5 protein-coding genes are annotated in these 12260 nt (G+C 65.5%); 2 read left to right on the top strand and 3 right to left on the bottom strand.

Features of this window, described 5'->3' with window-relative positions:
• Positions 1 to 100: 100 nt before the first annotated feature.
• The 3 genes from JFY56_RS14540 to JFY56_RS14550 form a co-directional block, all read right to left on the bottom strand.
• Positions 101 to 1453, bottom strand: coding sequence for an HlyD family type I secretion periplasmic adaptor subunit (locus JFY56_RS14540; RefSeq protein ID WP_408004410.1), 1353 nt, complete (start codon positions 1451 to 1453; stop codon positions 101 to 103).
• Between the two features lie 5 nt (positions 1454 to 1458).
• Positions 1459 to 3621 carry a type I secretion system permease/ATPase gene (locus JFY56_RS14545; protein WP_208314754.1) on the bottom strand — a complete coding sequence of 721 codons (2163 nt, stop codon included), beginning with the start codon at positions 3619 to 3621 and terminating at the stop codon, positions 1459 to 1461.
• 195 nt (positions 3622 to 3816) lie between these two features.
• The gene (locus JFY56_RS14550) at positions 3817 to 5175 is read right to left on the bottom strand and encodes a TolC family outer membrane protein (RefSeq protein WP_208314552.1); all 1359 of its coding nucleotides are present in this window, start codon (positions 5173 to 5175) and stop codon (positions 3817 to 3819) included.
• Between the two features lie 463 nt (positions 5176 to 5638).
• On the opposite strand from JFY56_RS14550, the gene JFY56_RS14555 reads away from it, so the two are divergent.
• Positions 5639 to 10810, top strand: a complete 5172-nt coding sequence (locus tag JFY56_RS14555; RefSeq protein WP_208314553.1) for a retention module-containing protein — start codon at positions 5639 to 5641, stop codon at positions 10808 to 10810.
• A 160-nt stretch (positions 10811 to 10970) separates the two neighbouring features.
• Positions 10971 to 12155, top strand: coding sequence for a thiolase family protein (locus JFY56_RS14560; protein ID WP_208314554.1), 1185 nt, complete (start codon positions 10971 to 10973; stop codon positions 12153 to 12155).
• Positions 12156 to 12260: the final 105 nt, after the last annotated feature.

Here is a 12260-nt window from a genome sequence, read left to right on the forward strand (position 1 = left end):
CGAAGCCCAACGGCATGGCTGTCGGCAATTGTTGGGCCAGGCACCATTGTTGGGCTTCGTACCTCAGCCCAACCTACGTTCGTACAATTGGCCTTCGCTCCTACCGCTCCCGCAGCGCCTCCCACCTGGCCTTCAGCACCGGCTTGAGCAGGTAGTCCAGCACGCTCTTCTCGCCGGTGATGATGTCCACCGTGGCGACCATGCCGGGGATTATCAGCAGCGGCTTGGCATCCGTGCCGAGGTGGTTCTTCTCGGTGCGAACCTGGATCAGGTAGAAGCTGTTGCCCTTGTCGTCGCTGATGGTGTCGGCGCTGATCACTTCCAGCTTGGCCTTCAGTCCGCCGTAGATGGTGTAGTCGTAGGCGCTGAACTTCACCGTGGCCGGCTGGCCGGGGTGGAGGAAGGCGATGTCCTGCGGGCGGACTTTGGCTTCCACCAGCAGGTTGTCCTCCAGCGGGACGATTTCCACCATGTCGCTGCCCGGCTGCACCACGCCGCCGATGGTGTTGACCTTGAGCTGCTTGACGATGCCGCGCATCGGCGCGACCACCGTGGTGCGGCTGACCTTGTCGTCGATGGCGCGGCTGGTGGCGGTCAGCTTGTTCAGTTCGGTGCGTACCTGGTTGAGTTCCTTCAGCGCTTCGGTGCGGAAGCCCAGGCGCGATTCCTCGATCTTCCGCTCGATCTCCTTCACCCCCGCCTCGGCGCGGGGAATCGCCAGGGTGGTGGCGCTCAGTTCGCCGTTGATTTCCACCGCGCTGCGGCGCAGGCGCAGCAATTCGACCGGGGACACCGCGCCGCTCTTCACCAGCGGTTCGGACATGCGCAGCTCCTGCTGCACCAGGCCCAGGCTGGAGCGGTACTGCTGCTGCTTGGCGCGGAATTCCTGGAGTTCCTGGGTCTTCTGCCGCAGCTGTTCCTGGAGGATCTTGACCTCGCTTTCCTGGCGCTGCTGGCGCGACTGGTAGAGCGCCAGCTGGTCTTCCACCACCTGCGGTTCGTCCCTGGCGAGATCGGCGGGGAATTTCGGTGCGCGATCGTCGATCTCGGCGTTGAGCCGTTCGACGCGGGCGATCAGCGAGTTGCGGTCGGCCTCGGTCTCGCCCTTGTTCGAGGCGAAGCGGGTGTCGTCCAGGCGCAGCAGGGTCTGGCCCTTGTCCACCACCTGGCCTTCGCGGACGAAGATTTCCGCGACGATGCCGCCCTCCAGGTTCTGGATGGTCTGCACCTTGCTCGACGGGATGGCCTTGCCTTCGCCCTTGGTGACTTCCTCGATCTCGGCGAACTTCGCCCACACCAGCGCGACGACGAACAGCGCCAGCACCGTCCACAGGGTCAGGCGGGCGAACAGCGGCGAGTCTTCCAGCACGGTGCCGGCGACTTCCGGCATGAACTCGGTGTCGCGGCCCTTGTCGCCGCCGAGGTAGTTGCGAATGGAATTGTCCTGGTCCATGGCCATCACCCCGCTGCCTGGCCGACCTGGCCGTTGCGCAATGCCTCGATCACCGCATCCTTCGGTCCGTCGGCGACGATGTGCCCGCCATCCAGCACCACCAGCCGGTCGACCAGGCTGAGCATGGAGGTGCGGTGGGTGACCAGTAGCAGGGTCTTGTCCCGGCAGTGGTCATGCAGTTTGTGGCGCAGGACCTCCTCGCTGCTGTGGTCCATCGCGCTGGTCGGTTCGTCGAGCAGCAGGATCGGCGGATCGAGCAGCAGCGCGCGGGCCATCAGCACGGCCTGGCGCTGGCCGCCGGAAAGCAGTTGGCCGCGCTCGCCGAGCGGGCGGTCGAAGCCCAGCGGGTGCTGGCGGGCCAGTTCGACGACGCCGGTCATCTCCGCCACTTCGAGCATCCGCGCATCGCTGACGTAGCGCGCGCCGAGGGTGATGTTGTCGCGCAGGCTGCCGGCCAGCAGCGGCAGGTCGTGGGTGACGTAGCCGATCTGCTGGCGCAGGTCGGCGACGTCGATCTGCCGCAGGTCGAGGCCGTCGAGGAGGATCTGCCCTTCGTCCGGGTGATAGAAGCCCATCAGCAGGCGGCCGAGGGTGCTCTTGCCGGAGCCGCTGCGGCCGATGATGCCGATCTTCTCGCCGGGCGCCACGCGCAGGCTCACATTGGCCAGCGCCGGAATGGCCTGGTCCGGGTAGCGGAATTCCACCTGGCGGATTTCCACCGCACCGTGCAGGCGGGTGTGCTCCAGCGGACGCTGACGCGGCTGGCGTTCCTGCGGCAGGGTCATCAGCGCGTCGGTGCTCTTCATGGTCAGGCGCGCCTGCTGGTAACGGGTGATCAGCCCGGCGATCTGCCCGAGCGGCGCCAGCACGCGGCTGTTGAGCATGTAGCAGGCGACCAGCGCGCCGACGCTGAGGTTGCCGTCGAGGATGGCGTAGACCCCGGCGACGATCATCGCCATGCCGGCGAACTGCTGCATGAACAGGGTGCCGTTGGTGGCCAGCGCGGAGAGGAAGCGCGCGTGGTTGTCCAGGCGGGTGAGGGCGCCGTGGGTGGCTTCCCAGCGATACTGGCGCTCGCTTTCGGCGCCGCAGGCCTTGAGGGTTTCCAGGCCGCCGAGGGTTTCGATCAGCAATGCCTGGCGTTCGGCGCCGAGGGTCAGGCTCTTCTGCACGGTGTCGCGCAGGCGCTGCTGGATGACGAAGGCGAACAGCATGGTGATCGGGAAGGCCAGCAGCGGGATCGCCACCAGCCAGCCGGCGAGCAGGCCGATCACCGCGATCATCAGCAAGGCGAAGGGCAGGTCGATCAGGCTGGTCAGGGTCAGCGCGGTGAGGAATTCGCGCAGGCCCTGGAAGTCGTGGATGCTCTGGGCGAAGCCGCCGACCGTGGCCGGGCGCGCCTTCATCGACATGCCGGTGATGCGTTCGAAGAGGGTCGCGGAAAGCACCACGTCGGTCTTCTTGCCGGCCATGTCCAGCAGGTGCGAGCGCAGCACGCGCAGCAGCAGCTCGAACAGGCTGCCGAGCAGCAGGCCGATGGCGAGTACCCAGAGGGTGGCGAGGGCCTGGTTGGGCACCACGCGATCGTAGGTCTGCATGACGAACAGCGGCACCAGCATGCCCAGCAGGTTGATCATCAGGCTGGCGACCAGCGCGTCGGTGTACAGCCAGCGCGACAGCTTGAGGGTGTCGCGGAACCACGCCTCGACCCGCGGCAGCAGCGGCTGGCGGGCGGCTTCCAGTTCATGCCGTGGGCGGGCGAACAGCGCCTGGCCGCTGTACTGTTCGGCCAGTTCGTCGACTTCGACCCATTGTTCGCCGCCGTCGGTCTCGCAGGGCAGGATCAGCGCCGTGCCGTCCTCGCCCCATTGCCGCAGCACGGCGCTGCGGCCATGGTGCAGCAGCAGGAGCACCGGCAGGTTGAGCGTGGGGATGCTTTTCAGCTCGCGGCGCAGCAGGCGTCCCTGCAGACCGGCGCGGGCCGCCGCACGTGGCAGCAGGTCGGCGGTGAGGCGCTGCTGCGGCAGCGGCAGTCCGGCGCTGAGGCTGGCGTGGCTGACCGTGCAGCCGTGCAGGCGGCAGAGGATCAGCAGGCCGTCGAGCAGCGGGTCGTCATGGTTCAGGCGCGGATCGCCGGCGGCAGGTCCGCCTCGTTCCTGGAAAATCACCGTCACGGTACTGCTCCCGGGGCCATGTGGCCCTCCAGCGGGTCCTGCTATTTATTGGCTTGCCACATGTGCGGGGCTGACCTGTAGGAGCCAGCTTGCTGGCGAACGGAATTGCCGGCACGAACGTATTCGCCGGAGGAATTCGGATCGCCAGCAAGCTGGCTCCTACAGATTCGGTGCTTCGCGATATCCATCTCAGCGCATGTCCGGCAGATGGGCGTCGGTCTTCACTTCCGACAGCGCTATGCCGCCCTGCGGTGCGGCCACTCCCTGCGAGCGCAGCAGCGAGCCCATGCTGGCGAGCACCCGGTAGCGGGAGAACTCTTCGGTGTAGCGCACCTCGGTGTAGCGGCGATTGGCGGTGAACAGTTCGTTCTCGCTGTCCAGCAGGTCGAGCAGCGTGCGCTGGCCGAGGGTGAACTGCTGCTGGTAGGCCTCGCGCACCTTGCGCGTGTAGTCGGCGTATTCGCGCGCCGGACCGGTCTGCTTCTGGGAGTTCTCCATGGCGTCCCAGGCCAGCGCGAGGTTCTCGTTGAGCAGGCGCAGGGCGTTGTTGCGTACATCCTTGGATTCGTTGAGCTGGTGCGAGGAGGCGTTCAGGCGGGACTTGTCGCGCAAGCCGTTGAACAGGTTGTAGCGCATCACCACTTGCGCCTGCCAGCTGTTGTCATGGCCTTCCTGGCCAGCGACATTGTTGTTCGCTGCTTGCGCCAGCTCCAGGTCGAAACGCGGGTAGTAGGGCGCCTTGGCGGCCTGGTACTGCTTCTCGGCGGCATCCACGTCGGCCTGGGCGGATTTCAGCAGCGGGTTGTTGTTGATCACTTCCTGACGGGCCTGGGGCAGGTCGCCGGGCAGCAGCGCCTTCACCGTGGACGGCGCTTCCAGTTCGTCCGGGGTCTTGCCCACCGCACTGAAGAAGTTGGCCTCGGCGTCCGCCAGGTTGACTTCCTCGGTGTACAGGTTGTTCTGTGCCAGGGCCAGGCGGGCGATGGCCTGGTCGTTGTCGGCGGCGCTGCCGACGCCGCGCTCGCTGCGCATGCGGATCTGGTCGCCGATACGCTGGTGCGCCTGCAGGTTGTTCTTCGCCAGGGCGACCATTTCGCGGCGCTTGAGCACTTCGAGGTAGACCTCGACGGTGCGCAGCGCGGTGGTTTCCGAGGTGCCGAGCACGCGGTAGGCCCTGGAGTTGACGTTGGCTTCGTTGCGCGCCACCTCGTTGGGGGTGCCGAAGCCGTCGAACAGCATTTGTCTCAGGCGGATTTCCGCATCGCTGCGGGTCAGGGTTTCCTTGTTGTGGTTGCCCTGTGCGCGGGTATCCGGATTGTCGGAATTTTCCCGGCCGTAGCCGAGCAGAAGATCGACGGTAGGAAGATAACCGCCCCGGGCGATTTTCAGTTCCTCATCCGCAGTCAGGCGACTGTTGATGCTCTGGCTGATCTCCGGGTGGTACTGCAGGGTGCTTTGAATGGCCTCGGTCAGGGTCATGGCATGACCATTGATACCGGAGACCGCCAGAATTATGCCGCTCCATAGGGCTGTACTGCTAGCGCGCATGACCTTCTCCTGCTTTCCTTGTTTTCTGAAGAGCCAATTTATTGGCTTTTCACGATCATCGTTCTGGAAATGCTTGTAAGCTGAGAGGTAAGTTCAATTTTCTTACATGGCTAAGAAGGAATTCTTACAAGGATTATGCGGAAAAAGTCTTATGAAGCTGCCGGGAATGGGACCATTGTTAGTTCCAGCGGGCCCGGATTTTTCCCGGATGTGGGCCGGATACCCGTTTTTGATGTAGCCATGTACGTTTTTCACGGCTTAGGGCGGGGAAATTCTGGTGGGACTGATTTTGCGGGGTAGTCGCGACAATAAATTGTCGTACGGATTACATAGACATAGAGATTGAGCGCTACCGGTCCCACCAGTTTTCTTTCCTTCGCGTCACCGCTGTTTTCGTGACATGGCCGATTCGAACCCTCGCAAGGCGCAAGCCGGTGCGGGGCAGAACGCGGAGGAAGGACACATGGCTACGTTATTGGGTGTCGTCGGCAAGGTGGAGGGCGAAGTCTTCGCGCTGGCGGCCGACGGATCGCGCCGTCCGCTGAGCGCGGGCGACAAGCTTTATGTCGGCGAGCAACTGGTCACCGGCGCCCACGGCGCGGTGGCCGTGAAAGTCGCGGGAGGCGGTGAAATCGTCCTCGGGCGCGACAGCTCGCTGCCCCTTACCAGCCAGTTGCAGGCGGCGTCTCATCCGTCGCATGGCGGCGAGCAGGTCGCCCAGGCACCGGCGACGCCGAGCCAGCAGGACATCACCGACGTCAAGGCCCTGCAGGCCGCCATCGCCGCCGGCGTGGACCCGACCCAGCACGCCGAAGCCACGGCCGCCGGCCCGGCAGCGTCTGCCGGTGGCAAGGCCGGCGGCGGCCATTCGTTCGTCTTGCTTACCGAAGTCGGCGGCGCCCTGTCGCCGGAAATCGGCTTCCCCACCGGGCCGGCCGGCAGCGGTCCGCTGTTCTTCCTCGGCGATGCGGTGGGGCAGGCTGAACAGCCGGTCGAGGCGCAACCGCCAGTCGAACCGCCGGTCGTGGTTCCGCCGACCGAGCCGCCACCGCCGCCGCCTCCTCCAGTGGATGGGAAGCCCACTGCCGGGCTGTCCAGCACGCTGGTCGCCGAGTCGAACCTGCCGGGCGGATTGCCGGGCGGCGACGCACAGGTGCAGCGCCTGGCCCTGTCGGCAGAAGGCACCAGTGTCAGCGGCAGCCTGGACTACGACTTCGGCCCCGATGGCGCCGGCAGCTTCAGCTGGAACACCGCCGGCCTGCCGCAACTGAGCTCCGGCGGCGTCGAGCTGACGTATTCGCTGAGCGACGATGGCCGGACTCTCACCGCAATGGCCGGCGACACGGCGGTATTCACCCTCACGCTGACCGACCTGGACAGCGGCAGCTTCGAGCTGACCCTGCTGCAGCCGCTGGATCACCCGCTGCAGGGCGTCGAAGACATCCTGCAGTTCGAGGTCGGCTACACCATCACCGACGGCAACGGCACCTCCGCCAGCGGCGGGCTGGACGTCAGCATCGTCGACGATGTGCCGCAGGGCAGCCTGTCGGTCAGCGATACCGAGATCCCCCTGCTGCAGACCCACGACGCCGCCACCCTGGGCGCCGGGCACGACAGCGCCAGTGCCGACTTCTCCTTCGCCTTCCAGGTCGATGCGCAGTACGGCGCGGATGGCGGCGGCGATACGTCGATGAGCTATTCCCTGACGCTGGCCGGCGCCCAGGGCGATGACAGCGGCCTGACCAGCGACGGCGCGGCGATCCGCCTGTTCGACGTCGATGGCGTGATCGTTGGTTCCACCGCGGCCAGCGCGGCGGAAATCACCACGGCAAATACGGTGTTCTCGCTGGCGGTGGATACGGCCAGCGGCATGGTCACCCTCAACCAGTACCGCAATATCGATCATCCGGGGCCGGGCTCCAGCCAAGGCTATGCGAACCAGAATCTTGAGCTGGGCGCCGACCTGGTGCACCTGCAGGGTTCGCTGGTGGTCACCGATGGCGACGGCGACAGCGTGACCGACAGCCGCTCCCTCGACCTCGGCGGGCGGATCAGCTTCAGCGACGATGGGCCGTGCATCGATACCAGCGGCAAGCACCTCAACCTCACCGTCGATGAAAGCAACCTGTACGCCAATGCCACGGCGAACGTCGCCGCGCTGTTCAACGGCAGCTACGGCGCAGATGGCGCCGGCAGCACCACCTATCGCCTGACCACCACGGACGGCAAGGACAGCGGTCTGGTGGATGTCGCCAGCGGGCAGAAGGTCTTCCTCTATCAGACCGCCAATGGCGTGGAAGGCCGCGTCGGCGGCAGCGGTGGGGACGTAGCCTTCAGCCTGACTCTGAATGGCGGCCAGATCACTTTGGACCAGCGCCTGGCGCTGAAGCACCCGAACGCCAGCAACCCGAACGATCCGGTGAGCCTGGGTAACGACAAGATCGACCTGATCGCCACCATCACCGACGGCGATGGCGACAAGGCCTCGGCCAAGCTCGATCTCGGCGGCAAGCTGACCTTCCTCGACGATGGCCCGTGCATCACCCTCAAGGCGGGCTTCCATGAAAGCCTGACGGTGGACGAAAGCAACCTGAACCATGACGCCACCGGCCATTTCGCCGGCGCGTTCGATGTTTCCACCGGTGCCGACGGCGGCAGCACCAGCTATAGCCTGTCGGTGAGCAACGGCGCGAGCAGCGGCCTGACCACCACGTCCGGCCAGTCGATCGTGCTGTACCAGGTCAGCGCGACGGTGGTCGAGGGGCGCGTGGGCGGCACCGGCGGGCCGGCGGCCTTCAGCCTCACGCTGAATGCGTCCACCGGCGAACTGAAGCTGGACCAGAAGGTCGCCCTGAAGCATCCCGATGGCAGTGATCCGAACGATGCGCTGAGCATCGGCTCCGGCAAGATCAGCCTGGTCGGCACCGTTACCGATGGCGACGGCGACAAGGCTTCGGCCAGCCTCGATCTCGGCGGCAAGCTGGTCTTCCGCGACGACGGCCCGACCGCCAACGACGACACGCCGCGCTGCCTGGTGCCGCAGGCGCCGCCGAAGGTGAACCTGACCGTGGTGCTGGACGTGTCCGGCAGCATGCAGGGCAGCAAGCTGGTCAACGCCAAGGCCGCGCTGATCAACATGCTGCATGAATATGCGCTGATGGGGATCGCCATCCACGTATCGCTGGTCACCTTCTCCAGCTCGGCCAGCGACAAGGGCGATTTCAACTTCAGCGGTACCGGCGACACCGGCTATGCGAACCTGGTCAGCGCCATCAACGGACTCAACGCCAGCGGCACGACCAACTACGAAGCCGCCCTGAACCTGGCCAAATCCAACGTGCTCAGCGACTTCGGCGCGCCGGGCGCGGACCCGTCGGCTATCAACAAGGTGTACTTCATCTCCGACGGCGAGCCGAATACCGGCAACACCTCGGCGGCGTTCACCAACTGGAAGAACTTCCTGGCCAATCCCGATGGCGACGGCAATGCCGCGACCAACGCCGTGGAAGCCCGAGCCGTCGGTGTCGGCACCTCGATCACCGATGCCGACCTGGTGAACATCGACAGCCACGGAACGCCGATCATCGTGGTCAATCCGACCGATCTCAGCGCGACGCTGCAAAGCCTGGTGACGCTGGATTCGGTGAGCGGCAACCTGCTGGCCAACGACACCCCGGTCAGCGCCGACGGCACCGTGCGCATCACCCAGGTGGAGATTGACGGCGAAGCGTTCAAGGTGGATGCCGACGGCAACCTCACCAACAGCAACCCGAATGCCTCGACCGCCACTGCGACCTACAGCAACGGCCTGCTGACCATCCAGACCGAGCACGGCACCCTGACGCTCTATCTGAAGGACGGCGGCGGCCATCTGGCGGGCGACTACACCTATGCCTCGAAGGCCAACCTGAGCTACCCGGAAAGCGGCAAGATCAGCGAGGTGTTCAAGTACACCATCGTCGATGGCGACGGCGACACCGCCTCGGCCAACCTGAACATCTGCCTGCAGTACGGCCAGCCGATGCTGGTGGTGGGCAGCAACGCCAGCGATGTCGACGGTTCCAGCGTGCCGCACGTGGTGGCCAGTCCGCTCGATACGATTCCCGGCGGACCGATCTCCGGCAGCAACGGCAACGATGTGCTGGTCGGCGACAAGGGTGGGGCGACCGTCTATACCCAGCCCGGCAAGAACTACAACATCGCCCTGATCATCGATACCTCCGGCAGCATGAGCGACAACTCCGGTACCCAGGGGCTGAGCCGCATGGCGCTGGCCAAGCAGGCGCTGGTCAACCTGCTCAACCAGATCAAGGGCCACGACGGGACCATCAACGTCAGCCTGATCTCGTTCGACGACAGCGCCCATGTCATCAAGCTGAACGGCCTGAATGCCGGCAACGTCAACGATCTGATCAGGGACATCAACCGCCTGGAAGCGGACGGCGCGACCAACTACGAAGACGCCTTCAAGGAAGCCAGCAAGTGGTTCGCCAAGCAGGTCAACGACGGCGCCAACGCCGCCCATGACTTCATCAACCTGGCGTTCTTCCTCACCGACGGCAACCCGACGGTCTACAACGGCAACAACTCCAGCGGCAGCACCACCAACTACAACGACGTCTACCAGGCCCTGGTGGCCGGCAAGGACATGCTGGAGGGCGGGCACGAGCTGAGCGGCGCCGACCAGGTGGCGGTGAATGCCATCGGCATCGGCAACGGGGTGAACGCCGACGTGCTGCAGTACTTCGACAACACCAGCGTCACGGCCCATGGGGTCGCGTTGAGCCTGCCGGGCGGCACCGTCACCGACCAGGTCGGCGAGCCGAAGATGATCAACACCGCCGCGGAACTGCAGGCGGCGCTGCAGAAGGGCTTCAGCGAGACCACGCTGCAGGATGTCGGCAACGACCATCTGGTCGGCGGGGCCGGCAACGACGTCATCTTCGGCGACGTGATCAATACCGATCACCTGAGCTGGAGCGGCTCCGGGCATGGCGCCGGCGAGCACGACGGCCAGGGCTACCAGGGACTGATCGACTACCTCACGTCCACCAACGGCAACGTCGCGCCGAGCCTCAACCAGGTGCGCAACTACATCATCGACCACGCCGGGGAACTCAACCACGCCGGGGATGTTCGCGGCGGCGACGATATTCTCGACGGCGGCAGCGGCAACGATCTGCTGTTCGGCCAGGGCGGCAGGGACATCCTGCTCGGCGGCGATGGCGACGACCTGTTGTTCGGCGGCATGGGCGACGATGTGCTGACCGGCGGTGGCGGGGCGGACCAGTTCTTCTGGCTCAAGGGCGAGACCGGCCACGATGTGGTGACGGACTTCCGCATTGGCGAAGGCGACGTGCTGAACCTCGCCGACCTGCTGCAGGGCGAGACCGGCACGGCGGCATCGCTGTCGCACTACCTGAGCTTCTCGGTCAATGCCGGCACCACCACCATCGGGGTCAACCCGACCGGTGTCAGCGGCGGTACGACCACCCAGAGCATCGAGCTGTCCAATGTCGACCTGTCCGCGCACTACCTCGGGCAGGCCGGCAACGGCGTACTCTCGGCAGGCGACACCATGTCGGTGCTGAACGGCCTGCTCGGCGACCATGCGGTCAAGGTGGATACCGTCTAGCCGGCCCGTTGCTGCGTTACGAACCGCCGCCTTCGGGTGGCGGTTTCGCTTGTGTCGCGGCATACGCGGAATGAATGGTCGTCGTCTGGTGGAATATGGCGGGCTTATCCTCGACCTTCGGTAGCGTCTCTCCAATCGAAAACAATCAACGAGGTGTCCCATGCGTGAAGTGGTGATAGTCGACAGCGTTCGTACCGGCCTGGCCAAGTCCTTCCGCGGCAAATTCAACCTGACCCGTCCGGACGACATGGTCGCCCACTGCATCGACGCCCTGCTGGCGCGCAACGACCTGGACCCGCTGCTGGTGGACGACTGCATCGTTGGCGCCGGCTCCAACGAGGGCGCCCAGGGCCACAACATCGGCCGTAACGCGGCGGTGCTGTCCAAACTGGGCATCCACGTCGCCGGCATGACCCTGAACCGCTTCTGCTCCTCGGGCCTGCAATCCATCGCCATCGCCGCCAACCAGATCGCCTCCGGCTGCAGCGACGTGATCGTCGCCGGTGGTGTCGAGTCCATCACCCTGACCATGAAGCGGCAGAACATGGACAACTTCTTCAACCCGCGCCTGCAACTGGAAGCGCCGGGCATCTACTACCCGATGGGGCAGACCGCCGAGATCGTCGCCCGCCGCTACAACATCACCCGCGAGGCCCAGGACCTCTACGCCCTGCAGAGCCAGCAACGCACCGCGCGCGCCCAGGCCGCAGGCCTGTTCGCCGACGAGATCGTGCCGATGGCGGTGAAATACGAAGTGGAAGACAAGGCCACCGGTGAGAAGAAAGTGCTGGAAGGCGTGGTCGACCACGACGACTGCAACCGCCCGGACACCACCCTGGAAGGCCTGAACTCGCTGAAGCCGGTCTTCGCCGAAGACGGTTCGGTCACCGCCGGCAACGCCTCGCAACTGTCCGACGGCGCCTCGATGACACTGGTGATGAGCCTGGAAAAGGCGCTGGAACTGGGCCTCAAGCCGAAGGCGTTCTTCCGCGGCTTCACCGTCGCCGGCTGCGAACCGGACGAGATGGGCATCGGCCCGGTGTTCTCGGTGCCGAAACTGCTCAAGGCCAGGGGCCTGAAAGTCGATGACATCGACCTCTGGGAACTCAACGAAGCCTTCGCTTCGCAGTGCCTGTACGCCCGTGACCACCTGGGCATCGACAACGAGAAGTACAACGTCAACGGCGGTTCGATCTCCATCGGCCACCCCTTCGGCATGACCGGCTCCCGCCAGGTCGGCCACCTGGTGCGCGAACTGCAGCGGCGCAAGCTGCGCTACGGCATCGTCACCATGTGCGTCGGCGGCGGCATGGGCGCGACCGGGCTGTTCGAAGCGGCGAACTGAGGAGCGGCACCCAACCTGCGGGGCCACATGCGTGGGCAACGCTCGTAGGTTGGCGCTGAGCAACGCGAAGCCCAACATCGCCATCGTTGGGCTTCACTGCGTTCA

Source organism: Pseudomonas schmalbachii, assembly GCF_017589465.1.
Taxonomy (GTDB): Bacteria; Pseudomonadota; Gammaproteobacteria; order Pseudomonadales; family Pseudomonadaceae; genus Pseudomonas; species Pseudomonas schmalbachii.